At 70.6% G+C, this 24,710-nt stretch carries 19 protein-coding genes and 3 pseudogenes; 15 read left to right on the top strand and 7 right to left on the bottom strand.

Features of this window, described 5'->3' with window-relative positions; genetic code table 11:
* The first annotated feature begins 7 nt into the window (after positions 1 to 7).
* From AB0C26_RS14540 to hemB, 6 genes are all read left to right on the top strand, one after another.
* On the top strand, positions 8 to 652 hold the full coding sequence (locus AB0C26_RS14540; RefSeq protein WP_360246853.1) for an HAD hydrolase-like protein: 645 nt from the start codon (positions 8 to 10) through the stop codon (positions 650 to 652).
* 171 nt (positions 653 to 823) lie between these two features.
* Entirely contained in the window at positions 824 to 1,576 is a 753-nt protein-coding gene (locus AB0C26_RS14535; protein WP_360246851.1) for a redox-sensing transcriptional repressor Rex, read from the top strand.
* Positions 1,573 to 2,862, top strand: coding sequence for a glutamyl-tRNA reductase (locus tag AB0C26_RS14530; protein WP_360246849.1), 1,290 nt, complete (start codon positions 1,573 to 1,575; stop codon positions 2,860 to 2,862). The genes AB0C26_RS14535 and AB0C26_RS14530 overlap by 4 nt, the downstream gene beginning before the upstream one ends.
* Positions 2,859 to 3,788, top strand: a complete 930-nt coding sequence (gene hemC / locus AB0C26_RS14525) for a hydroxymethylbilane synthase (RefSeq protein WP_360246847.1) — start codon at positions 2,859 to 2,861, stop codon at positions 3,786 to 3,788. The genes AB0C26_RS14530 and hemC overlap by 4 nt, the downstream gene beginning before the upstream one ends.
* Positions 3,785 to 5,371 (top strand): uroporphyrinogen-III synthase, encoded by a 1,587-nt coding sequence (locus AB0C26_RS14520; protein WP_360246845.1) that lies wholly within the window; start codon positions 3,785 to 3,787, stop codon positions 5,369 to 5,371. The genes hemC and AB0C26_RS14520 overlap by 4 nt, the downstream gene beginning before the upstream one ends.
* Before the next feature lie 9 nt (positions 5,372 to 5,380).
* Positions 5,381 to 6,364 (top strand): porphobilinogen synthase, encoded by a 984-nt coding sequence (gene hemB / locus AB0C26_RS14515; protein WP_360246843.1) that lies wholly within the window; start codon positions 5,381 to 5,383, stop codon positions 6,362 to 6,364.
* Here hemB and AB0C26_RS14510 read toward each other — a convergent pair.
* The 3 genes and pseudogenes from AB0C26_RS14510 to AB0C26_RS14500 all read right to left on the bottom strand — a co-directional run.
* A pseudogene (locus AB0C26_RS14510) lies at positions 6,361 to 8,568 on the bottom strand (endonuclease); the annotation flags it as partial. The gene hemB and the pseudogene AB0C26_RS14510 sit on opposite strands and share 4 nt — an antisense overlap.
* 150 nt (positions 8,569 to 8,718) lie before the next feature.
* Positions 8,719 to 9,738: a GNAT family N-acetyltransferase gene (locus AB0C26_RS14505; RefSeq protein ID WP_360246841.1), complete on the bottom strand. Its 1,020-nt coding sequence runs from the start codon at positions 9,736 to 9,738 to the stop codon at positions 8,719 to 8,721.
* Positions 9,739 to 9,826: 88 nt separating this feature from the next.
* Positions 9,827 to 10,486, bottom strand: a pseudogene (locus AB0C26_RS14500) (murein transglycosylase); the annotation flags it as partial.
* A 1,341-nt stretch (positions 10,487 to 11,827) separates the two neighbouring features.
* Here AB0C26_RS14500 and AB0C26_RS14495 point away from each other — a divergent pair.
* From AB0C26_RS14495 to AB0C26_RS14485, 3 genes and pseudogenes are all read left to right on the top strand, one after another.
* Entirely contained in the window at positions 11,828 to 12,049 is a 222-nt protein-coding gene (locus tag AB0C26_RS14495; RefSeq protein ID WP_360246839.1) for a zinc ribbon domain-containing protein, read from the top strand.
* 1,317 nt (positions 12,050 to 13,366) lie between these two features.
* Positions 13,367 to 13,834 (top strand): annotated as a pseudogene (locus AB0C26_RS14490) (adenylate/guanylate cyclase domain-containing protein); the annotation flags it as partial.
* Between the two features lie 453 nt (positions 13,835 to 14,287).
* Positions 14,288 to 16,405 (top strand): adenylate/guanylate cyclase domain-containing protein, encoded by a 2,118-nt coding sequence (locus tag AB0C26_RS14485; RefSeq protein ID WP_360248231.1) that lies wholly within the window; start codon positions 14,288 to 14,290, stop codon positions 16,403 to 16,405.
* Here the strand turns inward: AB0C26_RS14485 and AB0C26_RS14480 are convergent.
* On the bottom strand, positions 16,395 to 16,886 hold the full coding sequence (locus AB0C26_RS14480; protein WP_360246837.1) for a phospholipase: 492 nt from the start codon (positions 16,884 to 16,886) through the stop codon (positions 16,395 to 16,397). The genes AB0C26_RS14485 and AB0C26_RS14480 overlap by 11 nt on opposite strands.
* 120 nt (positions 16,887 to 17,006) lie before the next feature.
* On the opposite strand from AB0C26_RS14480, the gene AB0C26_RS14475 reads away from it, so the two are divergent.
* The gene (locus tag AB0C26_RS14475) at positions 17,007 to 18,020 is read left to right on the top strand and encodes a potassium channel family protein (protein WP_360246835.1); all 1,014 of its coding nucleotides are present in this window, start codon (positions 17,007 to 17,009) and stop codon (positions 18,018 to 18,020) included.
* Here AB0C26_RS14475 and AB0C26_RS14470 read toward each other — a convergent pair.
* Together AB0C26_RS14470 and AB0C26_RS14465 are read right to left on the bottom strand one after the other, a co-directional pair.
* Positions 18,017 to 19,021, bottom strand: coding sequence for a 2-oxoacid:ferredoxin oxidoreductase subunit beta (locus AB0C26_RS14470; protein WP_360246833.1), 1,005 nt, complete (start codon positions 19,019 to 19,021; stop codon positions 18,017 to 18,019). The genes AB0C26_RS14475 and AB0C26_RS14470 overlap by 4 nt on opposite strands.
* Positions 19,014 to 20,867 carry a 2-oxoacid:acceptor oxidoreductase subunit alpha gene (locus AB0C26_RS14465; RefSeq protein ID WP_360246831.1) on the bottom strand — a complete coding sequence of 618 codons (1,854 nt, stop codon included), beginning with the start codon at positions 20,865 to 20,867 and terminating at the stop codon, positions 19,014 to 19,016. The genes AB0C26_RS14470 and AB0C26_RS14465 overlap by 8 nt, the downstream gene beginning before the upstream one ends.
* Positions 20,868 to 21,077: 210 nt before the next feature.
* Between AB0C26_RS14465 and ndhC the strand changes: the two genes are divergently transcribed.
* The 5 genes from ndhC to AB0C26_RS14440 all read left to right on the top strand — a co-directional run bounded on the left by ndhC (position 21,078) and on the right by AB0C26_RS14440 (position 23,673).
* The gene (ndhC, locus tag AB0C26_RS14460; protein WP_360246829.1) at positions 21,078 to 21,455 is read left to right on the top strand and encodes an NADH-quinone oxidoreductase subunit A; all 378 of its coding nucleotides are present in this window, start codon (positions 21,078 to 21,080) and stop codon (positions 21,453 to 21,455) included.
* Positions 21,456 to 21,524: 69 nt separating this feature from the next.
* On the top strand, positions 21,525 to 22,007 hold the full coding sequence (locus tag AB0C26_RS14455) for a DivIVA domain-containing protein (RefSeq protein WP_360246827.1): 483 nt from the start codon (positions 21,525 to 21,527) through the stop codon (positions 22,005 to 22,007).
* A complete protein-coding gene (locus tag AB0C26_RS14450) occupies positions 22,004 to 22,495 on the top strand; it encodes an SRPBCC family protein (protein ID WP_360246825.1) in 492 nt (163 codons plus the stop codon). The genes AB0C26_RS14455 and AB0C26_RS14450 overlap by 4 nt, the downstream gene beginning before the upstream one ends.
* Before the next feature lie 37 nt (positions 22,496 to 22,532).
* Entirely contained in the window at positions 22,533 to 23,132 is a 600-nt protein-coding gene (locus tag AB0C26_RS14445; protein WP_360246823.1) for a DNA-3-methyladenine glycosylase I, read from the top strand.
* A 13-nt stretch (positions 23,133 to 23,145) separates the two neighbouring features.
* Positions 23,146 to 23,673, top strand: coding sequence for a hypothetical protein (locus AB0C26_RS14440; RefSeq protein ID WP_360246821.1), 528 nt, complete (start codon positions 23,146 to 23,148; stop codon positions 23,671 to 23,673).
* Positions 23,674 to 23,839: 166 nt separating this feature from the next.
* On the opposite strand, the gene AB0C26_RS14435 is transcribed toward AB0C26_RS14440, so the two are convergent.
* The gene (locus tag AB0C26_RS14435) at positions 23,840 to 24,634 is read right to left on the bottom strand and encodes a serine protease (RefSeq protein WP_360246819.1); all 795 of its coding nucleotides are present in this window, start codon (positions 24,632 to 24,634) and stop codon (positions 23,840 to 23,842) included.
* Positions 24,635 to 24,710 lie beyond the last annotated feature (76 nt).

The following is a 24,710-nucleotide window of genomic DNA, read 5'->3' as shown; positions in this document are numbered from 1 at the left end:
GTTCGCCGTGACGCGCAAGCACCTGGTCTGGGACTGGAACGGCACCCTGCTCGACGACCTCCACCTGGTGGTCTCCTCGACGAACACGGCCTTCGCCGCGGTCGGTGGCCGGGCGGTCGGCGCCGACGAGCACCGTTCCCGGTTCCGGCGCCCGGTGGCCGAGTTCTACGCCGAGATCCTCGAGCGCGCGGTCGACCAGGAGGAGTTCCAGGAGCTCGACCGGATCTTTCACGACGCGTACCGGCTCGGCCTGACGAACATGACGCTCGCGGCCGACGCCTCGGAGGCGCTCAAGTCGTGGCCGGGCACCCAGTCGCTGCTGTCCATGTGGTTCCACAAGGAGCTGGTGCCGGCGATCGAGACGTACGGGCTGACCGGCGTCTTCACCCGCGTGGACGGCCTGCGCACCGAGATCGGCGGGCACCTCAAGGCCGGCCACCTCGCCCAGCATCTGGCCGAGCTGGGCCTGGCCGGATCGGACGTGGTGCTCATCGGCGACTCGCTGGACGACGCGGCGGCGGCCGAGTCGGTCGGCGGCGTTTCGGTGCTCTATACGGGGGGATTCACCGACCCCGTCCGTTTGCGGGCGTCCGGTCGCCCGGTGGCTGACACTTTGGTCGAGGCTGTCGAGATCGCCCGGACGCTGGCATAATCGAATAGCACCCAGATGGATCTTTGTCCAGCCATCCGATCAAGATCGCGATTTGTGCACGCCTTCACAAGCGCCTACTCTTTGACTTCGAAGAGCCCCGCTAGCACAGCCGGTTCAACCAGGCGTTCGTGGGTTCCCCGCAGGTTCGCAACCTCGTCGGCACGGAGTCAGATGAGTCAGCAGCGTCACGGAAGCACGCCCGGCCCCGTCCGTGGCGACGGTGCCGTCCAGGCCTTCCCGGATCTGCCGGAGGCGACTATCGCGCGCCTTCCCGAGTACCTTCGGGCCCTGCACAACCTGGGTGAGGCCGGCGCGGACACCGTCTCCAGCGAGGGGCTGGCCGCGGCCGCGGGGGTGAACTCCGCCAAGCTTCGTAAAGACCTCTCCCACCTCGGCTCGTACGGCACGCGCGGCGTCGGTTACGACGTCAGCCTGCTCATCGAGCAGATCGAGTACGTGCTCGGTCTCGACCAGCGCCGCGCGGTCTGCCTGGTCGGCCTCGGCAACCTCGGTCACGCGCTGGCCGGCTACGACGGCTTCGCCAGCCGCGGCTTCAAGATCGTCGCGCTCTTCGACGCCGACGAGTCCAAGGTCGGCGAGCGCATCCACGGCCTCGCCGTGCGGCACATCTCCGACCTCGGCCGGGTCGCGGTCGAGGAAAAGATCGCCATCGGCGTGATCGCCACCCCGCCCGGCGCCGCCCAGGCCGTGGCCGACGTGCTGGTCGACGCGGGCGTCACCAGCATCCTCAACTTCGCACCCTGCGTTCTCTCGGTGCCGTCGAACGTCGACGTCCGCAAGGTCGACCTCGCCATCGAACTGCAGATTCTCTCATTCCACGAACACCGCAAGGCATCGCTGACCGCGTTGCCGGGCGGCCGGTCCGCCGCGACGGCGGGCAATCAGGAGGCGGTCGGGTCGTGAATCTCCTCAGCGTCGGTGCGTCCTATCGCACCGCCGATGTCGCCACGCTGGAACGCCTCGCCATCCCCGACTCATCGGTGCCCGACCTGCTGCAGAAGCTCGTCGCCCAGCCGTACGTCGGTGAGGCGGTCGTCCTGTCCACCTGCAACCGAGTGGAGATCTACGCGGCGGTCACCACGTTCCACGGTGGCCTCGGCGACATCTGCAACGTGCTCTCCGAGGTCTCCGGCATCCCGGCGACCGAACTCGCCGGGCATCTTTACGTGCACTACGACGAGGCCGCGGTCCAGCACTCGTTCAAGGTCTCGGCCGGTCTCGACTCGATGGTCGTGGGCGAGTCGCAGATCCTCGGGCAGCTGCGCGACGCTTACCACGTGGCCACCGAGACCGACTCGGCCGGCCGGCTGCTCCACGAGCTGATGCAGCAGGCGCTGCGGGTCGGCAAGCGGGCGCACGCCGAGACCGGCATCGACCGGGCCGGCCAGAGCGTCGTCACCGCCGCCCTCGAGGTCGCCGAGAGCCATCTCGGCCCGCTCGCGGGCAAGAAGGCTCTGGTCATCGGGGCCGGCGCGATGGGAGCGCTCTCGGTCGCCACGCTGACCCGGGCCGGCGTCGGCCCGCTGCGGATCACCAACCGCAGCGCCGCCCGCGCCGATCGGCTCGCCGAGGCGTACGGCGCCACGGCCGTGCCCTACGAGGAGCTGGACGCCGCGCTGCGCGAGGCCGAGCTGGTGATCACGGCCACCGCCGCCACCGACCCGGTGCTGACCCGGGCCCGGCTCGAGGCGGCGGCGCCGCTGGTCGTGCTCGACCTGGCCGTGCCGCGTGACGTCGCGCCGGACGCGTACGACGTGCCGGGTGTCACCATCATCGACATCGACAGCCTGGCCGCGTCCCGCCGCTCGGCCCCCGCGGCCGCGGAGACGGCAGCGGTCGAGCAGATCGTCACGAGCGAGGTTGATCACTTTCTCGGCTGGCTGCGCGGGGCCGAGATCGCCCCGACGGTGGCCGCTCTGCGCACCCGGGCCGAGGACGTGGTCAGCGCCGAGCTGCGCAAACTGTGGGGAAAGCGCCCGGACTTCAGCGAGGAGCAACGGGGCGACATTTCCCGTACGCTGCACCGGGTTGTTCAGCAGCTGCTGCACTCACCGACCGTGCGGGTGCGCCAGCTGGCCGCCGAACCCGGCGGTGACCAGTACGCGGCCCTGCTGCGCGAGCTGTTCGACCTGGACGTGCCGCACGCCACGCCGGCCAACGCGGTGCCTGAGATCGGAGGGAAAGCGTGAGTACCCCGCTGCGCCTCGGTACGCGAGGCAGCGCGCTGGCGCTCGCTCAGTCGCAACAGACCGCGGACGCGCTGACCGCGGCCACCGGCCGTCCGGTCGAGCTTGTGCGCATCGTCACTTCGGGTGACCGCTCGTCGGCCCCGGTGGCCCAGCTCGGCGTGGGTGTCTTCGTCTCCGCGCTGCGCGACGCGCTGCTCGCGCGGGAGATCGATTTCGCCGTGCACTCGTACAAGGACCTGCCCACCGGCCAGCACGCGGGACTGCACATCGCGGCCGTGCCGCCGCGCCAGGATCCGCGCGACGTGTTGATCACTAAGGGCAACCGTACCCTGGCCGAGCTCCCGCCGGGCGCGGTCGTCGGAACCGGCGCGGTGCGCCGAATCGCGCAACTGCATGCTTTGGGCCTAGAGTTGCAGGTCACGCCGATCCGCGGGAATGTCGACAGCCGGATTGCCCGGGTGCACGGACCCGAGGCCGACCTGGACGCCGTCGTCCTCGCTCGGGCCGGCGTGGCGCGTCTCGGCCGCACGGCTGAGATCAGCGAAACGCTCGACCCGATGCTCATGCTGCCGGCCCCCGCCCAGGGCGCGCTGGCCGTGGAGTGCCGGGCCGACGACGCCGACCTGGTCGAGCTGCTGGCCGCGCTCGACCACGCACCGTCCCGCGCCGCCGTCGTGGCGGAGCGGGCGATGCTGGCCACGCTCGAGGCCGGGTGCTCGGCCCCGGTCGCGGCACATGCCGAGCTCGCCGAGGGCGAGAACGGCGACGAGATTTACCTGCGCGGTGCGGTGATCAGCCCGGATGGGGTTCGAGCCATCCGGCTGTCGCGCACCGGAACGCCCGCCGACGCGGCGGAGATCGGCAAGGCGCTCGCCGCCGATCTCCTCGAGAACGGCGCCGATACCCTGATGGGGAGCACAGAATGACCACCCGCACCGCCCGCAAGCCAGCCGGACGCATCGCGTTCGTCGGCGCCGGACCCGGCGACCCCGAGCTGCTGACCCGTCGCGCCCACGCGGCGCTCACCGACGCTGACCAGGTGGTCTACGACCGAGGCGTTCCCGAGTCGCTGCTGACCGCGATCCGCGCCGAGGCCAAGCCGGACACCCAGTTCAGCCCCGCCGAGGGCGCGCCCGGCGACGTCGCCAAGGTGCTGCTCTCCGCCGCGAAGTCCGGCCTGTCGGCCGTGCACCTCGTGGCCGGTGACCCGTTCGGCCACGAGTCAGTGGTCAAGGAGGTGCAGGCGGTCGCCCGCACCGCTGTGCACTTCGAGGTCGTGCCGGGCCTGGGCCAGGCCGAAGGCGTCGCCACGTACGCCGGTGTCCCGCTGCCCGGCGTCCGCGTCACCGCCGACGTCGGCGACGTCACCACCCTCGACTTCGACGCGCTGGCCGCGGCCGCCCTCAAGGGCTCGTTCGCGGTGGCCGTCGACGCCGGCGACCTCGCGGCCATCCGCGACGGCCTGCTCGCCTCGGGCGTCGAGCCGGGCACCACTGTCGCGGTGACCGGCGACGGCACCGGCGAGACCCAGTACACGACGACGTCCACGGTCGACAGCTTCGTCGCCGCGGCGCTCGGCTTCACCGGCCGGGTCGTGCTCACGGTCGGCGGCGACGTCGCCGAGCGCGACGCGATGAGCTGGTGGGAGAACCGCCCGCTGTACGGCTGGAAGGTCCTGGTACCGCGGACCAAGGAGCAGGCGGGCGCGATGAGCGCGCGGCTGCGGGCCTACGGCGCCATCCCGTGCGAGGTGCCGACCATCGCGGTCGAGCCGCCGCGTACCCCGGCCCAGATGGAACGCGCGGTCAAAGGCCTGGTCGACGGCCGGTACGCCTGGGTCGTCTTCACGTCGGTCAACGCGGTCCGCGCGGTCTGGGAGAAGTTCGACGAGCACGGTCTCGACGCCCGCCACTTCGGCGGCGTGAAGATCGCCTGCATCGGCGAGGCCACGGCCGAGGCGGTACGCGCCTTCGGCATCCAGCCCGAGCTGGTGCCCGCGGGCGACCAGTCCAGTGAGGGCCTGCTGGCCGAGTTCTCGCCGCACGACGAGATCCTCGACCCGGTCGGCCGGGTGCTGCTGCCGCGCGCCGACATCGCCACCGAGACGCTGGCCGCCGGCCTGATCGAGCGGGGCTGGGAGGTGGACGACGTGACCGCCTACCGGACGGTCCGGGCCGCGCCGCCGCCGGCCGAGATCCGCGACGCCATCAAGTCGGGTGGCTTCGACGCGGTGCTGTTCACCTCGTCCTCCACCGTCCGCAACCTGGTCGGCATCGCCGGCAAGCCGCACGCCCGCACGGTCGTCGCGGTGATCGGCCCGAAGACCGCCGAGACGGCCACCGAGTTCGGCCTGCGCGTCGACGTCCAGCCCCAGCACGCGTCGGTGCCGGACCTGGTCGAGGCGCTCGCGTCGTACGCGGTGGAGCTGCGCGAGAAGCTGGCCGCGATGCCGGCCAAGCAGCGCCGCGGCTCGAAGGTCCAGGGACCCACAGCCCTTCGCTTCCGCTAAGGATTGTTCATGTCCTACCCCGAGGTTCGTCCCCGCCGCCTGCGCCGGTCGCCGGCCATGCGGCGGCTCGTGGAAGAGGTTCGGCTCTCGCCGGCCGAGCTGGTCCTGCCCCTCTTTCTGAAAGAGGGGCTGACCGAGCCACGGGAGATCAGCTCGCTGCCCGGCGTCATGCAGCATTCGCGCGAGTCGCTGCGCAAGGCCGCCCACGAGGCGGTCGCGGCCGGCGTCGGCGGCCTGATGCTGTTCGGCGTACCGACCAACGAGCACAAGGACGAGACCGGCTCGGCCGGCCTCGACCCCGACGGCATCCTCAACGTCGGCATCCGCGACCTGATCGCCGAGGTCGGCGACTCCACGGTCGTGATGGGCGACCTGTGCCTGGACGAGTTCACCTCGCACGGGCACTGCGGGGTCCTGGCCGCCGACGGCTCGGTCGACAACGACGCCACGCTGCCGCTCTACGCCCAGATGGCCGTGGCGCAGGCTGACGCCGGCGTCCACATGGTGGGGCCGTCGGGCATGATGGACGGCCAGATCGGCGTCATCCGGAAGGCCCTCGACGAGGCGAACTACCAGGACGTCTCGATCCTGGCCTACTCGGCGAAGTACGCGGGCGCCTTCTACGGCCCGTTCCGCGAGGCCGTGGAGTCGACCCTGCAGGGCGACCGCCGGCAGTACCAGCAGGACCCGCCGAACCTGCGCGAGGCCCTGCGCGAGGTCGACCTCGACATCGCCGAGGGCGCCGACATCGTCATGGTCAAGCCGGGCCTGCCCTACCTCGACGTGATCGCGGCGATCCGTGAACGGGTCACCGTCCCCGTCGCGGCCTACCAGGTCTCCGGCGAGTACGCGATGGTCGAGGCGGCCGCCCGCAACGGCTGGATCGACCGGGACCGGGTGATCCTCGAGTCGCTGACCTCGCTCAAGCGGGCCGGCGCGCAGATCACCCTCACCTACTGGGCGACCGAAGTGGCGCAGAAGCTCCGCTACTAGTCGTCATTCACGATCGTCCCGGCGCCGCTTCCGTCGATCAGGCGGACGGCGTCGAGGGCGACGATCTCCAGCGTGAGCGTTTCGTCGGTCTCGCGCAGCCGGTCACCGCGCACCTGCACCGGGAAGTCGACGGTGACCGCGCCGGCCGGGATCATCCGGCAACCCAGGTACGGGTCGAAGTCGGCCAGCGGCAACGTCGTCGTGCCCGGCACGGTCGTGGCGCACACCGTGATCCCCCGGCTCAGCGGCCGGGTCAGCGTCACCGGGAAGACCAGCGCCACCTTGCCCGCGTCGCCCTCGGTCACGCGGGCATCGCCGACGCTGACGCCGGCGCGGGCCTGGAAACGGGCCACCTGCGGGTCGTGGTCGCTGGTGCCGTCGGAGAAGTCGGCGTTGATGTGCGCCGCCCGCATCTCGATCAGGTCGCGGTGGAAGCCGTCGTTGACGAACAGGTGGTCGAGCGTCTGGGCCTGGCCCTCGAAGACGTACGAGTAGGCGGCCGCGGGCGCGTCGGCGACCAGGTCGTCCCACAGGTTGTGCAGGACGGCGCCGTAGAGCGGGCCGAGCTGGTCGCCCGGGTCGGTCGGTACCGGATCGTCGGGTCGCGGGAAGACGTTCAGGTCGCCGCCGAGGATGACGCGGGCGTGCGGGTCGGCCGCCTCGATGGCGTCGACGATCGCCGCCCCGTACGCGGCCTGCTCCCGCCGTTGCCCCACCCGGGTGGCCGGGCCGGACGAGAAGTGGTTGCTGATCGCCCACAGCGTGCCGCCCGGGGCGGCCGTCACCTCGAAGAGCGCGACCTGCGGGGCGCGGGTGTAGACGTTGGCGCCGTCGACGCCGGTCGACACGTCGACGTCGGCCGGGAGCACGGCGTTCAGCGTCTTCGGGTTCGACACCTCGGCGTTGCTCGGCAGGGGAGCGCCACGGTAGGTGACCTGCGGGATGAGGCCGAGAACGGGGTCGGTCGGCCGGGCCGGCGCGAGCCGCAGACGATCCGTACGGAAGAGGAAACCGGCGACGATGCCGCGGGCGTCGGCTCCGCTCCGGTCGAACGCCGCGTCGTACCGCGGGCCGATCTTCAAAGCCAGCTCCTGCAACGTGTCCGGCTTGCCGTCGGCCGCGTCGCACGTGAGCGTGCCCCCGGCGACCCGGCAGATGTCCTGGTCCTCGGCCTCCTGCACGAGCAGCAGGTCGGGGCTGTGCAGGTCGTTCCGGATCTGGCCGGCGATCCGGGCCAGCCGGGTGTCGTAGGCGGCCTGGCTCGCGGGCACGTAGTCGAACGGCGGCCGCACGCCCGGGCAGCCGGTGTTGCCGGCGAAGTCGCAGCCGTCGGTGGGGTCGTCGCGGAAGTCGTAGAGGTTCTCCAGGTTGAATGTGGCAATGGCCAGGTTGGGGCCGCCGCGTGCGGGCGGGTGGTTCCCCGCCGGGTCCGGGCCACTGTCGTACGCGATGGCGCCGACCTGGATGCCGTACTTGCCGAACGCGTAGTAGACCCCGCCGACCGCGTCGTCCCGGACGCGATCGAACGTGCGGGCGGCGGGCAGCACGACTCCGCTGTCGCCGGCGGCGGCCTTCACGCCCATCGGGCCCAGCAGGATCCGGTTCGGGTTGCCGTTGTCCACTGTGCCCGGAAGGTCATCCAGCGGGTGGGCGTCGCGGAAGACCCTTCGGCTGTACGGGTCGTCGCGCTTCAGAAGAGGATCGTCGCGGTCGATGAGCCACGTCTCGGCGTCGTCCGTGGACGCGTACGTCTTGGTGTTGGAGACGGCGGCGGAACCCTTGCGCACCCGGAGCTGGGCGCCCTCGTAGCGCTCCCAGTCGATCGGCGGAACCGCGTCGTCGATCTGAATCTCGGTGGCCACATCGAGGCCGGTGGCGAGGGTGGTGACCCATTCGGCGCCGGTCAGCTCGGTGAAGTCGAAGTACTCGGCGACGCGGGCGTTGACCACGATCTCGTCGCCGACTTTGGGCGCGTAGCCGCCGATGAGCGTCGTGAAGGAACCCATGTAGACGAAGACGCCGTCGGAGCTGGCCGGGTCGCCGTCGGTGTCGGTCTTGCGGCTCTGCAGGAAGAAGCCGCGCTGGTCGACACCGGCGTCGGTGTGCGAGAGCGCAAGCTGGGCGACGACGCCGCGCACCTGGTGTTTGCCGCTGCTGGAGCCGTTGCCGCCGGCCGGCGCGTACGGGGACCTCGCGGCGGCGCCCTGGACGGCGCCGACCGTGAGTGGTGTGTTTTCGGCCGCGTGCGCCACGGCCGGAACGCCGAGGGCGAGGAGCGGCGCCAGGAGGAGCGGGTAGAACCGGTGACGTCCTCCACTGCCGACCATAAGCCGACACTAGAGGAGAGGTCGAACCTAGTCGATGGGTTCGAGGCTCTGTACGAGTTGTGACACGTCGGCCCCGTACTCAAACCAGTCCCGATCGGGCAGATAGCCCAGCTCGGCGTTGACCTTGAGCATGGATTCGTTGTGCTGCGCGTTCCAGGTCTGCACCTCGCGCAGTCCGGGCTCGGCCCGGCGCAACTCGAACAGCATGCGCGCCTTGATCGCCCGGTCGATGCCGTACCCGCGATGATCGCGCACGACGATCGTGTCGTACTGGTCGGCGCGTTCCGGATGTTGCGCCGGGACGACAACTTCGGTGAGCCCGGCGACGACCCCGGTGGACTCGTGGATGGCCAGCACGATGTACGGCTTCAGGCCGCGTTTGTGCAGCGTCTCGAGGGAGTCGCGCAGCCGTTGCGGGTCGGAGGAGCGGGGCGCGAGGTCGAGATCTTCGTCGTCGTCCTGCGCTTCGAGTTTGGCTTGCGCGTACGCCTCGAGCAGATGATCCGGCGGTCCGCCCGGGTGATACTCGACCCGGTAGCCGCCGCCGATGGCGGTGGCCATGGCGTCGAGGGCCGGCCAGTCCACCCCGGACAGGGTGAGCACGCTGCGGGTTTCGACATATTCGCGTTCGAAGCCGAGCGCCTCGTAGAAGGCGATGGCGGGCGTCCCGCCGATGGCTTCGACCCCGATGGTGGAGAAGCCCTCCAGGTAGGCGCGGCGCGCGGCGACGGCCACGAGTTGCCGCCCGAGCCCCCGGCGCCGCAGCCGCGGATGCACCATGATCTCGAGCACGCCGATGTCGCCCAGCAGCAGCATGCTGACGTGCGCGAAGATCTCGCTCTCGCCCTCGGGTAACCGGTCGTCCTCGGCCACCCAGCTGATCCGCCGCTCACCGGGCATGGTCTCGGCAAGATAGTCACGAACCTGAACGTCCTGCCACGGCGGGTCGTCGGGAAGGTCGGTGGCCAGCACCGCGTTCACCGTCTCGACGAGCGACCGGATCTCCCCCGCCGAAGCGGTCCGGGGATCCCACTCACGCACCCTCACCCGTACAGCTTGCCGGTAACGGTGCCTTCTGGGAAGGTCTGAGACCGTAAATGTGTAGGTATCGTCACCGTGCGTGCAAGTTTGGGCCTCAACCGCGGCTACGCCGCCCATAATCGTTCGCCGCCTCGAACACCTTCTGCGCATACGGCCGCACGGCGTTGTACGAGAAAATCGCATCCCACCAGGCATCGGCCCGGCTCAGGTCCCGCCCACCCTGGCACAGGTAGGTACCAGCGGTCAGTGACGCATCGTCGATGTCATTGGGATCGGCCACACCATTGTTGTCGGCGTCCACCTTGTACTGGTTCCAGGTCGCCGGAATGAACTGCAGAGGCCCGACGGCCCGGTCGTAGGTGGTGTCCTTGTCGAGAGCACCCCGATCCGAGTCCGGGATGAGCTGCCGCCCACCCTTCCCGTCGAGCGGCAACCCGAAGATCCCCGGCGTGACGACCCCATCGGCCCCCAGCAGCGACCGGTTGGCGCTGCCGTGATCCGACTCGACCTTCGCGATGGCGGCGATCGTGGTCCAGCTCAGGTGGCAGTTAGGCGTGGTCCGGGCCAGAACCAGTTCGGTGTACGCATAGGCCTGCACCGCCACGACGGGAATGCCGACCTTGGTACCGACCTGCCCCGCCCACCCGGACAGCGCGTCGGCCGGCCGCCCACCGGTCTGAGCGGGCTGCGTAGGCGCCACGGTCGCACCCGTCGGACCGAGCGTGGGCAGACCTGTCGTCCCCGCACCCGGCACCCCGGCGGCCCCTGGCACCCCGCCTCCGGGCGCCCCGGCCCCCGGTATCCCGCCTCCGGGCACCCCGGTCGACCCCGCGCCCGGCACCCCGGTCGCCCCACCCGCCGGCACCCCACCGGGCGCCCCGGCCGGCGCGCTGCCCACCGGCAGCCCACCCGCCGACTGGGCGGCCCCGCCACCGGCCTCCAGCGGGAACGCGGGGGTCGCGCTGGGGTTGGGGGCTGCCTTGAGCGCTTCGGGAACCAGATAGGCCCCGGCGGTACCCGCCGCCCCCAACAGCAGAACGGCCACAACCGCCGGCACGACAAGCCGCCCACTGGGCCGCTTGGCCCAGGCGGCCGTGCTCCGCCCAGCCCGCCCCACCAGCCGAACCGGAGCCGCCTGCCGAAGCCCACCACCCCGTTTGACTGCGCCACTTCCCGGGTTGGCTGCTTTCCCCAGCTCGGCTGCTTCGCCTGACTTGGCTGCTTCACCCAGCTTGGCGTCCGCGCCCGGCTTAGCTTCTTCGCCTGGCTTGGCTGTGTCGCCTGGCTTGGCTGTGTCTCCCGGCTTGGCTGCTGTATCGCGTGGCTTGGCTGTATCGCCCGGCTTGGCGTCCGCGCCTGCCTTAGCCCCTTCGCCCGGCTTCGCTTCTGCGCCTGGCTTGGCCGCTTCGGGCGGCTTGGCGTCCTGGTTTTCTTGCACCCCGGCGCCCGAAGCTGCCGCCTCGCCGGCCGTTATGCCCGCGGCGTCGCTCTTCCCCGCGGCGTCGCTCTTGCCCGCGGCATCGGCCTTACCGTCGCTGCCGCTCTTGCTAGCGCTTTCGGTCGCGGTCGAGGGCGAGCCCTCATCCGAAGTCGCGGTAGAGGGCCGTTCAACACCTGTCGCCGCTTTTGCCGCCTTTGTTCCGGCGGCGGGGTCGGCCAGCGCTGACTCGGCTGTTGCGGAGCCGTCCGCTGTGATCGACGGCGCGGCGCCGATCGATGGCCCCGCTCCGACCGGCGAAGCCGCGCCGGCCGTCTGAGGAGCGGACGTCTCAGCGGCCGCGACGGGCGTCGAGGCGTCGCGGCCGACCTTACCCGCGGGCTCCACCTTGTTGTCGGTTTCGCTCCGCGTGGTGGCGGCGCTCGACGTCGTCGACCCATCGGGGGCAGCGCCGGAACTCGCCAGCGGCCCACCCTGGTGCGGCGCCGCGGCGCGCAGCTCGGGCTTGGTCACCTGGTCCTTCTGCCGCTTCACCACGCGGACGACACTACCCAACCGGAGCATGCCCGCGAGAACCCGATTCGAAGCCTGTGGATAACCCAGACCCGGCTGTCCACAGGGTGAATTCTTGTCAGTCGGAGGCCCTACTCTTCTTCCATGCCGCGTTACGAGTTCCGCTGCCGCGCCTGTGGCGACACCTTCGAGGTCAACCGCCCCATGCGCGAGTCCTCCGAGCCCACAAGCTGCCCCCAGGGCCATGCCGACACGGTGAAGCTCCTGTCAGCGGTCGCCGTCACCGGCCGTACAGGCGGCGCCCCCACCCCAGGCCCCTCCGCCGGCGGCGGTGGCGGTTGCTGCGGAGGCGCTTGCGGCTGCTGACCGCCCGCGCGCCAACCAAGCTGCGCCGTCGAGCCCCATCCGCCCGACCTCGCGCTGGCCGATCCTGCGCTGCCCGATCCGGCGCTGCCCGCCTCGCGCTGCCCGACCCCGCGCTGCCCGCCTCGCGCTGGCCGATCCGGCGCTGCCCGCCTCGCGCTGCCCGGCCTCGCGCTGACCATCCGGCCCTGCCCGGTCTCGTGCTGACCATCCGGCCCTGCCCGGTCTCGTGCTGACCGATCTGGCCCTGTCCGGCCTCGCGCTGCCCGATCCTGCGTTTGCCGACCTCGCGCGGGCCGATCCGGCGCTGCTCGACTCCGCGTTAGCCAATCCAAGTCGGCTGCCCCTGCCCCGCCGATTCCGATCGGCCGGGCCTGGGTTGGCCGGGCCCTGGGTTGGCCGGGCTCTGGGCCGGCGGAGCCTGGGTCGGCCGATACTGCGTCGCTCGATTCCAGGCCGCTGACCGAGGGTCTGACGACCCCCAAGCGGCTGCCCCCGCGCCTGTCCGATCTCGAGTCGGCCGATAGTACGTTGCTCAATGTCAGGCCTGCTAACCGTGCGCCTGCCGGAACCCCAGTCAGCCGATGCTGCGTTGCTTGACGTACGCCGGTCGGCCGGCTCTGCGCCTGCCGACTGCACGCTGCGCTCGGTTGCGAGATGAGTGTGCAGCCGGCGACGGCGAATAGGGAGCGGCATCCCCGGCCGTCCGGCCGCGCTGTGGCTGAGTGGCGGATTGACCGCATGAGGCGGCCGCGAAAGACGGCTCGTCGTTCTGGCCGACAGAGTGATCGAAGGCGCGCCTTGATCGTCATCCCGTGCGGTGTCACGTACGACTGGTGGATTAATCCGACATGAGGGAAGCGCCCCGGGTCTGAGCTCGTGGTGGGGTGGGCGTCTGGCCTGGTCGGACGCTTGATTGTGGGCAATTCCACGACCTTGGTTTTCGGTGTACGCCCATGGGCCGCAGGCGGCGGGAAATGGCGTGACGGGATGCCGCCAGAGCTGTTAGCTGGGCAAACGCCGTGACCGAGCGAGTCGGTGGCGGTCAAGCGGGCGTGTTGGAGAGGTCGCACAAAGCTACTCGCGCGAGGGCGGCCGAACGGGCGGGCGGAAGTGGTCGATCGCGGCGTGTCTTGGCTCGATCCATTTCGTTACGTCACGCGTAGTGCCGTGTGGAAACGTCGATGACCCCTACGGGTGTCCTCCGTCCGGGGTCGGCCGCAGCGGGCGGATGGTTACCGTCCGTTTCTACGATGGCCGGTGACGCTGTGATACGGCAGCATGAGATCGCGACTTGCCGAAGGGGGCGGAGGTTCCACCGTGTCGGGACGGACCGAGCTGCCGAGTGGGCTGGTGACCTTTGTGTTCACCGATATCGAAGGCTCGACACGATTGGCCCGGATGCTCGGCGACGACTACGGCGCGGTTCTCAATGATCACCGCTCAGTGATGCGCGCTGCTCTGCGTGACTTCGGTGGTGTTGAGCTTTTCACTGAGGGTGACTCCTTTTTCATCGCTTTCCAGGATGCGGTCGCGGCCGTGGCGGCGTGTGTGGAGGCGCAGCGGCGACTGTCCGCACACGACTGGCTCAGCCCGGAAGTCGCACCGCGAGTGCGGATGGGCATGCACACGGGTTGGGCTCGGCCCACCTGTGGCGAGCGCGGCGGTGAATACGCCAGCGTCGAAGTGCATCGTGCCGCCCGCGTCTCCGCCGCGGCCCACGGCGGTCAGATCCTCTGCTCCGGCGCCACGGCCCGCGCCGTTCGGCTCACATCCGAAATATCGGTAACGCAGGCCTATACCGCGCCGACTCTGGTAGGCGCCTCCCCGCACCCACGCCCTGCGGCGGAAGTAGAAAGCCGCAAAGGCAAGGCGCGCGGGTCCGGGCCGGGTGATGGCGAGGCGCGCGGGTCCGGGCGGCCGGGTGATGGCGAGGCGCGCGGGTCCGGGCCGGGTGAAGGCGAGGCGCGCGGGTCCGGGCCGGGCGATGGCGAGGCGCGCGGGTCGGGGCCGGGTGAAGGCGGGGCGCACAGGAACCGGCCGCACGAAGGTGGGGCACACGCAGGCGGGGCGCTCGAAGGCGGGAAGTACCCAGGCGGGAATCACGCAGGCGGGGCACACGAAGACGGGAAGTACGCAGGCGGGGCGCACCGCAGCGGGGCGAAAATAAGCGGGGCGAAAGTATGCGGGGCGGAAATCAGCGGCGCGGGAACGCGGCGGCTTGGGGATGACCTGTGTGGGGTGCGCCTGCTAGATTTGGGGGAGCATCGCCTGCGGGGCTTCGACGACCATGAGCGGCTTCTTCAGGTGCTCGCCCCGGGGCTGGACAGCGACTTCCCGCCGCCCCGTACTCAGAAGGCGCCCGTCCACAATCTTCCCGCCGAGCTCAGCCCTTTCGTCGGGCGGCGGGCCGAGGTGGCCGAGGTGGCCGATCTCGTGTCCCGCCACCGGGTTGTCACGATCACGGGGGGCGGTGGGGCCGGCAAGACCCGGCTGTCGCTTGCCGTCGCGGAGCGGGTTCTCACCGCGTACCCGCAAGGGGTCTGGACCGTCGAAGCTCTCGGCGCCGACGAAGGGCTCGCCTCGGTTCTCGGCGTGCGCCGCGAGCCGGGGCGCCCGATTCTCGACTCGCTGCTCGAGCATTGCGCCGAGCGGCGGATGCTTTTCATTCTGCAGGGCAGCGAGGTTGCGCAGTGCGCGCCTCTGATCCGGCGGCTGCTCGCCCGCTGTCCCGGCGTCGGCGTGCTGGTCACCGGACGGGCTCCGGTCGGCGTGCCCGGTGAGGTGGTGTGGCGGATTCCGCCCATGTCGCCGGCTGATGTCTTCGCGTTGCTCAGTGAGCGGACCGCCGCCGCGCGCGGCGGTCAGGCCGCCTTCGGTGAGGACGGCGTCGATCTGGCGCAGGTCGCGGCCCGGATGGAGGGCTCGCCGCTGATGGTCGAGCTGGCGGCGGCCCGGTTGCGGCTTCTCTCCGCCTCGCAGCTGGCGTCCCGCCTCGACGACCCGCTGGCCGCGCTGGACCCGGTGACCGCGGCCGGCCACCGGCACGCGAGCCTCGAGGCCAACCTGGACTGGTCCTATCAGCGGCTCAGCGAGCGCGCGCGGGGGCTTTTGCGGCGGCTCGCCGTCTTCGCCGACTCGGTCGATCTCGGGATCGTGGAGTGGTGCGGCGTCGATGCTCTCGGCGCGCTCGGGGAATTGGCCGACAACTCGCTTGTCGACGTCGTACCCGGTCCCCGCTATCGGCTCTCCCGGCAGGTCAAGGCGTTCGCCTCACGGCGGCTCGTGGCCGGCGGGGACGAGCGTGAAGCTCGTGACCGGCATGCCGCCTGGTCGCTGCACACGCTGGACAGTGTCGCCGTGGACACCGACGGGCAGCCGCGGACGGTGAGCCTGACCGCCTTCGCACCCTACGTCGCCGAATGGCAGGCCGCCCTGCGCTGGGCCGCCACTCACGGCAGTGTGCGGGCCGGGCTGCGGCTCGCCATCGCCCTCGACCCGTGGTGGCGCGAGCACGGCGGCGCCGGCGAGGGGCGTGACCTGCTCTTCCGGCTCTACCGGCGGCTCGACGGGGCCGACGTCGAGCCGGCCGTCGTGGCCGACGCCTATCTGGTCCACGCCGGCCTGGCCGCCGACAAGACCGAACGGACCCGGTTCCTCGAACGGGCGGGGGAGTTGGCGGGGGACGATCCGGCTCTTCTCGTACGGGCGATGGCCGGCCACCGGGCCACACTGCTCGACGCCGGGCGGTACGACGACGCCGAACTCCTCTGCCGCACCGTGATCGCGACCGCCGAGCGGCTGGGTGTGGCCGAGGCCGCCATGCCCGCCGTCGTCGCCCTGGCCGAGCTGCTGTGGCGCCGGGACGCGCTTGACGAGGCGGCCGAACTGCTCGGCGGTGCCCGCCAGTGGGAGGCCGGCCGCCCCGAGGATCGTGGCCGGCGCACCGTCGACTGGCTGCTCGGCATGGTCGCGCTGCGCCGCGGTGACCTGGTCGCCGCGCACGATCACCTGGTGGTGGCGCTGCGCTCCCGGCTCCGGCACGGATTCCGGGGCGCCGCGGCCGACGCGGTCGCCGCCATCGCCGTGCGCTGTTCGCTCGGCGGCGACCCCACGTCGGCCGCTGTGCTGTTCGGCGGGGCCGAGGCCGCGAAGGGCGCCCGCCGCACCGAGATGTTCGGGCGGTTCTGGTCGGCGCGGCAGTTGTCGCTGCGGACGGCCCTGGGGGATGCCGCCTTCGACGCCGCGTACGCCGAAGGGGTCGGTCTGGGTTTCGACCGGATCGTCGCCATGGCGCTGGCCGTCGACCACCCGGATCTCGAGGACGGCGCGGCAAGGTTCGCCCAGGTCAGCGCATGATGCGAGCCGCCCGGTCGAGGTCGGCGCCGCGAACCTTGGCCAGCGAGCCGAAGACGTGCACGGCCTGGTAGTAGATCCACGCGACGCTGTGGCAGGCCGAGCGGGCCACCGAGCGGTACTCGGCGCACACCCGCCGCATGTCGGCGTAGAACGTGTCGTCGACGCGCGCCTTGTTCTGGTCGAACAGGCCCTCGTCCCGGTAGTTGCGGTAGCCGAAGTCGTGGTGCGCGCACGCGTTGGTGAAGTCGAACCCGAGCGGTCGCTCCGGGCTGGCCGAGCAGTAGTCGGTGGTCCAGTCGAAGCCGTACGCCGCCCACTTGTCCCGGTTGAGCCGGGCGTCGTTCCAGGCCGCGGTGCTGGCCGCGGTCGGCTGGGTCCAGGAGTCGAGGACGGGGAGGCGGTCGACGGCGGCCGAGGCGGGCAGCGAGGGGATCAGCACCGCGGCCACGAAGGCGAGAACTACCACTATGCGTCGCAACATGACTCAGACTTTTCGATCGGCGCCGGTGGATACAACGACGCGCCCGCGCATTTTCGGATCCTGCCGAATCGAACTTTGCCGGGCATCGGTCGCTATGGTGTGGGACGTGCGGGGAGTCACATGATCCATTTACCTCGGGTCCGGCAGGGGCCCCTTCGTGCGCTCGCTGTCCGGCTCGCGCTGGCGGTGGCGCTCGTCGTCTCGACCGTCGTGGTCATCTACGCCGGTCGCAACGGTTACCGGGACGTCAACGAGGATGGTCTGACCCTCCTCGACTGTTTCTACTACGCGGTCGTGTCGCTCTCGACGACCGGATACGGCGACATCACGCCGGTCACCCCGCACGCCCGCCTGGTCAACATCCTGATCATCACCCCGGCTCGCGTGCTCTTCCTGATCATCCTGGTCGGCACCACCCTCGAGGTGCTCACCGATCAGTACCGCAACAGCCTGCGCGTCAGCCGGTGGAGGCGAAAGTTGAAGGACCACATCGTCATCTGCGGCTACGGCACCAAGGGCCGGGCCGCCGTCGCCGCCCTGGTGGAGACCGGTTACGACAAGTCGCGCATCGTCGTGGTCGAGAACCGGCCCGACGGCGTGCGCCAGGCCGCCGCGAACGGGCTCGCCACCATCGAGGGCAACGCCACCCGCTCGGCCGTGCTGCTCGAGGCCGACGTCAAGAACTGCAAGGCCGTCATCATCGCCACGGACAGCGACGAGGCGTCGGTTCTGATCACCTTGACCGTACGGCAGCTGACCGCCGGACAGGTGCGGATCATCGCCGCCGTCCGTGAGCAGGAGAACTCGGCGCTGCTCAAGCAGAGCGGCGCCCACCACGTGATCGTCTCGTCGGCCACCGCCGGCCGCCTGCTCGGCCTGACCACCACCGCGCCGCCGCTCATCGACGTGGTCGAGGACCTGCTCACCCCCGGCCAGGGCATGGCGCTGGCGATGCGCAGCGCCGAGCGGGCCGAGGTCGGCCGGAACCCGCGCGAGCTGCGCACGCTCGTGGTCGCCCTGATCCGCCGCGGCAAGGTGCTGCCGCTCGGCGGTGAGCAGTCGCTGAGCATCGACACCGGCGACATGCTCGTCTACATACGAGACGACGAAGCCAGCGTCGATGTAGCCGTCTAGAGAATGGTCCAGGTGTCGCCGGCGTTCAAAAGCTCGTCGAGCATCTGATCAGGGCTGCCGTCGGTGCGGGCGTCGTTCAGCTGCTTGGCGATCAGCTCGTCGTAGGTGGGCCGCTGCACGTCGCGGAACACCCCGATCGGCGTCGTGCCCAGGTCGGATCCGGAGAGGCGGGACAGGGCGAAGGCGTACGCCGGGTCGTCCACCGAGGTGTCGTGGACGATGGCCTCGCCGCCCTCCTGGACCTTGAGCCCGAAGCCGCCCGCGGGATGGATCACGGAGAACTGGTTGTCGGCCCCGAAGGTGACCGGCTGCCCGTGCTCGAGGCGGATCAGGTGATCGTCCCGGCTGCTCGCGTCCTTGATCAGTTCGAACGCGCCGTCGTTGAAGATGTTGCAGTTCTGGTAGATCTCGACGAACGCCGAGCCCTGGTGGTCGGCCGCCGCCCGCAGCACCGACTGGAGGTGCTTGCGGTCGGAGTCGATCGTGCGGGCCACGAAGGTCGCCTCGGCGCCCAGCGCCAGCGACAGCGGGTTGAACGGCGAGTCGGCCGAGCCGGCCGGCGTCGACTTGGTGATCTTGCCGAGCTCGGACGTGGGTGAGTACTGCCCCTTGGTCAGCCCGTAGATCCGGTTGTTGAAGAGCAGGATCTTCAGGTTCACGTTGCGGCGCAGCGCGTGGATCAGGTGGTTGCCGCCGATCGACAGCGCGTCGCCGTCGCCGGTGACCACCCAGACCGACAGGTCGGGCCGCGACGCTGACAGGCCGGTGGCGATCGCCGGCGCCCGGCCGTGGATCGAGTGCATGCCGTACGTGTTCATGTAGTACGGGAAGCGCGACGAGCACCCGATGCCGGAGACGAAGACGATGTTCTCCCGCGGGATGCCGAGCTCGGGCATGAAGCCCTGCACGGCGGCCAGGATCGCGTAGTCACCGCAGCCCGGGCACCAGCGGACCTCCTGATCGGATTTGAAGTCCTTGGCCGTGAGCTTCAGATCAACCATTCTTGACCACGTCCTCCAGCATGTTCTCCAGCGTCGCGGCCGTGAACGGCAGGCCGTTGACCTGGTTGAAGGGCAGGACATCGACCAGGTACCGCGCCCGGATCACCTGGGCCAGCTGCCCGAGGTTCATCTCCGGGACCACGACCTTGTCGTACGCCTTCAGCACCTCACCGAGATTCGCCGGCAACGGGGACAGATGCCGCAGGTGCGCCTGGGCGATCGGCAGCCCCCGCTGGCGCAGGGCACGGCAGGCGGCGCCGATCGGGCCGTACGTCGAACCCCAGCCCAGCACCAGCACACGCGCCGCCTCGTCGGCGTCCTCGACCTCGACGTCGGGCACCTCGATGGCCTCGATCCGCGCGGCCCGGGTGCGCACCATGAATTCGTGGTTGGCCGGGTCGTACGAGATGTCGCCGGTCTTGTCGGCCTTCTCCAGGCCGCCGATGCGGTGCTCCAGCCCCGGCGTGCCCGGGATCGCCCACGGGCGGGCCAGCGTCCGCGGATCTCTGAGGTACGGCAGGAAGCGCCCGTCCTCGCCGTTCGGAGCCGTCGCGAACTCCACCGACAGGTCGGGCAGCTCGCTCGCCGACGGCAGCAGCCACGGCTCGGAGCCGTTGGCCACGTAGTTGTCCGAGAGCAGGATGACCGGCGTGCGGTAGGTCAGCGCTATCCGGGCCGCCTCGATGGCCGCGTGGAAGCAGTCCGACGGGGACTTGGGCGCGACCACCGCGAGCGGCGCCTCGCCGTGCCGGCCGAACAGGGCCATGTTGAGGTCGGCCTGCTCCGTCTTGGTCGGCATGCCGGTCGACGGGCCGGCCCGCTGCACGTCGACCACGACCAGCGGCAACTCCAGCGCGATGGCCAGCGAGATCGTCTCGCCCTTGAGGGCCACACCGGGGCCGCTCGTGGTCGTCACACCCAGGGCGCCGCCGTACGAGGCGCCCAGCGCCGCCCCGATCGCCGCGATCTCGTCCTCGGCCTGCATCGTCGTGATGCCGAACTTCTTGTGTTTCGACAGCTCGTGCAGGATGTCCGAGGCCGGGGTGATCGGGTACGCGCCCAGGAAGAGCGGCAGCTTGGAGCGTACGGCCGCCGCCACCAGACCGAGGGCCAGCGCCTGGTTGCCGGTGATGTTCCGGTAGGTGCCCGGGCGCATCTTGGCCGGTTTGACCTCGTAGCGCACCGCGAAGTCCTCGGTGGTCTCACCGAAGTTCCAGCCGGCCTGGAAGGCGGCCTTGTTGGCCGCGACCAGCTCGGGCCGTTTGGCGAACTTACGCTCCAGGAACCGGATCGTCGACTGGTGCGGCCGCGAGTACATCCAGCTCAGCAGGCCGAGCGCGAACATGTTCTTGGCCCGCTCGGCGTCCTTCTTCGAGATGCCGTGGTCGGCCAGGGCGCCCACTGTCATCGAGGTCAGGGCGACCGGATGAACCGCGTACTCGCGCAGCGAGCCGTCCTCGAGCGGGTTGGTCGCCCACCCGACCTTGGCCAGGCTGCGCTTGGTGAACTCGTCGGTGTTGACGATGATGTCGGCGCCGGCGGGCAGGTCGGCCAGGTTGGCCTTGAGGGCGGCCGGGTTCATGGCGACCAGCACGTTCGGCGCGTCGCCGGGCGTGAGGATGTCGTAGTCGGCGAAGTGCACCTGGAAGCTCGACACGCCCGGCAAGGTGCCTGCGGGGGCGCGGATCTCGGCCGGGAAGTTGGGCAGCGTCGATATGTCGTTGCCCAGCTGGGCCGTCTCGGATGTGAATCGGTCACCGGTCAGCTGCATGCCGTCGCCCGAGTCGCCGGCGAACCGGATGACCACCCGGTCCAGTTGCTCGACCCGTTTCGCTCCAGCGGACACGTTCCCAACCTCCAAAGGTTGCCGGCCGGCCGGGGATGGTCATCTATGAGCCGGCCCGCAGAACTCGTCACTTCCAGACTACGTCGGCGCTCCTTACTCACCGGGCGTGAGCCGTTGACCACAGTAGCCACGTGAGGCTTGCGTGAACCAGCAGAGTCCACTATCCGGCGGGCGAGTGCCACTTACGGGGTTCGACTAGGCTCCGTGGTTGTGGACGGGTATCTCGGGTCGTACGCCACGCTCGGGCTGGTGGCGGCCGTCGGCGTGCTGGTCTTCGTCGGCGCGTTCGCGGCCAACCGGCTGTTGCGCCCGGCCGACCCGGCCCAGCCGGCCGGCAAGTACGTCTCGTACGAGAGCGGCATCGACCCGGTCGGCGGCGACTGGGCGCAGGCGCAGATCCGGTACTACGTGTACGCGTACCTCTATGTGCTTTTCGCCGTGGAGGCTGTTTTTCTCTTCCCCTGGGCGGTCGTGTTCGACCTGCCGGGTTTCGGGCTGACCACGGTGACCGAGATGGGCGTGTTCGTGGCGGTGCTGGCCCTGGGCATCCTCTACGCCTGGCGTAAAAAGATCCTCACCTGGACCTGAGATCACGCCCGCGTACCGGTCGGGGTGGCGGGCTCGCCACGCTGCGCGCGCCGTGCCAACATCTTGCGCATGGGCCAGCTTTTCCTCTTCATCGTCGTGGCGTTGGTCGTGGCTGCGATCGTGTTCGGTGTGACCGTGATGATCGGCGGCAACGACAGCGCGCTGACGCCGGTCGAGCCGGACGGCCGGGCCGTGCCGCTGCCCAGCGACCGGCCGCTCGGTGAGGAGGACGTGGTGCACACGAAGTTCGACACCGCCTGGCGCGGCTACCGGATGGCCCAGGTCGACCAGGCGCTGCAGCGCGCGGCGTACGACATCGGATACAAAGGCGAGCTCATCGGCGTGCTCGAGGCCGAGGTGGCCGCCCTGCGCGAGGGCCGGGTGGCCGACGCCGACGTGCTCCGCCGCGCCCGCGAGGCGGCGATAGCCCCCGTCACGCCCGCTCCGGCCGCCACGCCGGCTCCCGCACCGGCCCCCGCGCCCGAACTCGATGCCCCGCCGGTCATCGAGATCACCGCCGTGCCCGCCGACGAGCCGGTGGCCAAGCAGTGAGCGCGACCGAGCCCGGTCTCGGCGACGCCGCCACCCCCGGCACCGGCGAGGTCACCGCCACGGTCATCGTCAACGCCCCCGCCCAGCAGGTCTTCGCCGCGTTCATGAGCTGGGAGAAACAGTCCGCGTGGATCCCGTTCACCAAGGTGCGCGTGGTCGAGGGCGACGGCGGCGAGGGCAGCCTGGTCGAGGCGATCACCGCCATCGGCCCGGCCGCGCTCCGCGACGAGCTGCGCGTGGTCAAGGTCAACCCTCCCTATGAGGTACAGGTCGTGCACTGCGGCCGCTTCCTCCGCGGGCCCGGCGCGATGCGCTGCACGGCGATGTCCGGCAACCGTACGCAGGTGGTCCTGCACGAGTGGTTCCACCTGCCGGCCGGCCCGGTCGGCAAGATCGCCTGGCCGGTGCTCTGGCCCGGCTCCAAGCTGAGCTTCACCGGCGCCCTGAAAAAGTTCGGCCGCCTCGTGGAGCAGGGCAAACTGCCCTGAGGAATTATTGTCGTACGCCCGTTCTACGGTGGTCGCCATGACAGATGACCCCGGCCTCGTGATCGGCCTGGACGGGCGCGCCCGTTGCTTCTGGGGCGGTTCCAGCCCCGACTACGCGGCCTACCACGACAACGAGTGGGGCAAGCCGGTGCGCGGCGACGACGCGCTCTACGAGCGGCTGTGCCTGGAGGCGTTCCAGTCCGGCCTGTCCTGGATCACCATCCTGCGCAAGCGCCCGGCGTTCCGGGCCGCCTTCGCCGGTTTCTCCATCGACAAGGTGGCCGCCTTCTCCGACGCCGACGCGGCCCGCCTGATGACCGACACCGGCATCGTCCGCAACCGCATGAAGATCGAGGCGGCCATCGCCAACGCCCGCGCCGCCGCCGACCTGCCGGACGGGCTCACGGAGCTGCTCTGGTCGTTCGCCCCCGACCCGCGCCCGGCCCGGCCCAAGACCCGGGCCGACGTCCCGGCCATCACACCGGCGTCCACGGCCATGGCCAAAGATCTCAAGAAGCGCGGCTTCCGCTTCGTGGGCCCCACCACGGCGTACGCGTTGATGCAGGCCACAGGCATGGTCGACGACCACGTGGCCGGTTGTTGGGTCCCACCGCTCACCGCCCACCCCCGCGCATGATGGGATGGAGCCCATGGGTCAGTGGGCGGTGATCATTCCGGCGGACAGGTGGGCCGACGAGCGTTTGTTCCACCACGACACCGTCACGGTGTCGGCGGGCGCGACCGCGGTGGCGGCGGACGACGAGGTGTTACTGGTCGCCGACGGCAACGTGGTGGCTCTGGCCCGAGCCGCCAAACCCCACGGCGACGAGCTGGTGCTGACCTACCTGCGCCGCTCCTTCGACAACCCGCTCCCCGCTCCCACCCTGACCGACGGCGAGATCACCCCGGTCGACCCGGAAACGTTCCGCCGCTTCGCGACGGCCCTGGGCGCCGACCCCACCGGCCCGCACCGCCCCACGTGGCTGGTCAGCGTGGCGCTCCCCATCGAGGCGACAACCCCCGCCGAGGCCGTACGCCAGTTCTGGTCCCACGTCCTGGAGCTGGGCCCCGCCGAGCTCCCCACCTACGTCTGGCCCTCCGGCGACGAACTGGCCATGCAGGCCTTCGTCCTGGGCGCCGAAGCCAACCAGGACCCCGAAGAAGAAGACGAAGACTGAGCTGCTGGCCTCGCTTCGCTCGGCGGGCACTTCGCCCCTAGAGGTCGTTGTCGAGGACACCAAAAAGCACCTCGGCTGCGCCTCGTACTTTTCGGCGCCCTCGACAACGACGGGCGAAGCGCGATCTGGGTCGCGGTCGAACCACGGGGTCGGGCAAGCCCTCGGCTCAGCCGCCCAGGGAGGTGGCGGCGGAGCGGATCGCGGACGCGAAGTAGCTGACCTGGGTGTAGACGCCCGGCTTGTTCGGGCGGGCGCAACCGTCGCCCCAGCTGACGATGCCGACCTGGATCCAGGCGTTGTTGGCGTCGCGGCGGAACATCGGGCCGCCCGAGTCGCCCTGGCAGGTGTCGACGCCGCCGGAGGTGTAGCCGGCGCAGATCTCGTCGGTGGCGATGATTTCGCCGCCGTACATGGACGAGGAGTTGCATGTGGTGTCGCTGACGAACGGGACCGTGGCTTTCAGCATGTAGCGCTGCTGCGAGCCGCCTTCGCCGGCCGCGCCCCAGCCGGCGATCGTGAAGGTGCCCGAGTCGTACGCCGTGGTCGTCGCGATGGGCAGGGTGGCCAGGCCGGTGATGGGGCTGGACAGGCGGATCAGGGCCCAGTCCTTGCCGGAGCCGGTGTATCCGGGTGCGCGGTAGACGTAGTTCGACTTGCGCGTGATTTTGCTGGTGGAATTCAGGTCGACCACCCCGGCGGTGGCCGTGATCGAGGTGTTGGTGCCGGTGCGGCTCACGCAGTGGGCCGCGGTGAGGACGAGCGTCGGGCTGTAGAGGGCGCCGCCGCAGCCCATCGACAGCCGCACCATGAACGGGAACTCACCCTGCGCGGCGCGCGTGCCGCCGACGACGGACGGTGCCGGGTCGGCCGACGCCGCGGCGGCCGGGGACGCGATCGCGCCGCCGGCCGCCATGGTCAGCGCGGCCATCGCCGCGCCGAAGAAGATCCGCCACTTGACCATTCGGTCCTCCCACGGGGTACGCGCGCCCGGTAGGACGCGTCAGGAGGAGCCTATGTATCGAGACCTATGAATTTGG

The organism is Actinoplanes sp. NPDC048796 (genome assembly GCF_040650035.1).
GTDB lineage: Bacteria > Actinomycetota > Actinomycetes > Mycobacteriales > Micromonosporaceae > Actinoplanes.
This window is presented reverse-complemented; position numbering and strand designations above follow the sequence as displayed.

Bases quoted from the DNA above. Each gene is read 5' to 3' on its own strand.
- AB0C26_RS14470 (WP_360246833.1), bottom strand. From the start codon at position 19,021: ATGGTTGATCTGAAGCTCACGGCCAAGGACTTCAAATCCGATCAGGAG.
- AB0C26_RS14475 (WP_360246835.1), top strand. From the start codon at position 17,007: ATGATCCATTTACCTCGGGTCCGGCAGGGGCCCCTTCGTGCGCTCGCT.
- AB0C26_RS14520 (WP_360246845.1), top strand. From the start codon at position 3,785: ATGACCACCCGCACCGCCCGCAAGCCAGCCGGACGCATCGCGTTCGTC.
- AB0C26_RS14440 (WP_360246821.1), top strand. From the start codon at position 23,146: ATGGGTCAGTGGGCGGTGATCATTCCGGCGGACAGGTGGGCCGACGAG.
- AB0C26_RS14455 (WP_360246827.1), top strand. From the start codon at position 21,525: ATGGGCCAGCTTTTCCTCTTCATCGTCGTGGCGTTGGTCGTGGCTGCG.
- AB0C26_RS14435 (WP_360246819.1), bottom strand. From the start codon at position 24,634: ATGGTCAAGTGGCGGATCTTCTTCGGCGCGGCGATGGCCGCGCTGACC.
- AB0C26_RS14535 (WP_360246851.1), top strand. From the start codon at position 824: ATGAGTCAGCAGCGTCACGGAAGCACGCCCGGCCCCGTCCGTGGCGAC.
- AB0C26_RS14495 (WP_360246839.1), top strand. From the start codon at position 11,828: ATGCCGCGTTACGAGTTCCGCTGCCGCGCCTGTGGCGACACCTTCGAG.
- AB0C26_RS14480 (WP_360246837.1), bottom strand. From the start codon at position 16,886: ATGTTGCGACGCATAGTGGTAGTTCTCGCCTTCGTGGCCGCGGTGCTG.
- hemB (WP_360246843.1), top strand. From the start codon at position 5,381: ATGTCCTACCCCGAGGTTCGTCCCCGCCGCCTGCGCCGGTCGCCGGCC.
- AB0C26_RS14445 (WP_360246823.1), top strand. From the start codon at position 22,533: ATGACAGATGACCCCGGCCTCGTGATCGGCCTGGACGGGCGCGCCCGT.